Genomic DNA, 623 nt, shown 5'->3' with positions numbered 1-623 from the left:
TCGGCGCGCAGATCGCGTCCGACCACCACGTCGTGACCGGCGGCGAAGGTGCGTTCTGACCCGTCATAACGGACGGTCAAGACGGGCGGGGCTGGTGCACTCATCGGACCAACTGTATCGCGTGAAACCTAGGCCGCCCTGAGGCCCAAATGTGCGTTTGCGGGGCGGCTCTCGTCAGCGCGCTAGGTCGGATTGCCCGCTTTCTCCTCGCGCCGCTGCGCGGCGCGCATCGTCAGCGCGCTAGGTCGGATTGCCCGCTTTCTCCTCGCGCCGCTGCGCGGCGCGCATCGTCAGCGCGCTAGCAGATCGGGGGCGCCGGTGACCACGCACTGGGTGCGGGTGTAGATGGTGGCCATGCACTTGTTGCAGTGCGTGCACGCCGAATGCACGCTGTGCGCGGGACCGTCGGCCGCGATCCGGTTGATCAGGTCGGGTTCGGCCAGCAGCGCCCGGCCCATCGCGACGAATTGGAACCCTTCCGCCATCGCGAGGTCCATCGTTTCCCGGTTGGTGATGCCGCCGAGCAGGATCAGTGGCATCGTCAGCTCGGCCCGGAACAGCTTGGCGTGCCGCAACAAGTAGGCCTCGCGGTAGGGGTACTCGCGCAGGAACTTCTTGCCCGT

1 protein-coding gene and 1 pseudogene are annotated in these 623 nt (G+C 67.4%); both read right to left on the bottom strand.

Features of this window, described 5'->3' with window-relative positions:
• The coding region (locus A5695_RS30180) for a hypothetical protein (RefSeq protein ID WP_369830164.1) at positions 1-104 on the bottom strand (104 nt) is incomplete at its 3' end.
• Between the two features lie 186 nt (positions 105-290).
• Positions 291-623: pseudogene (locus tag A5695_RS07045) on the bottom strand (NADH:flavin oxidoreductase); the annotation flags it as partial.

Source organism: Mycobacterium sp. E1747 (assembly GCF_001667775.1).
GTDB lineage: Bacteria > Actinomycetota > Actinomycetes > Mycobacteriales > Mycobacteriaceae > Mycobacterium.
The sequence above is the reverse complement of the archived record's forward strand: the minus strand, read 5'-3'. Positions and strand labels throughout refer to the sequence as shown.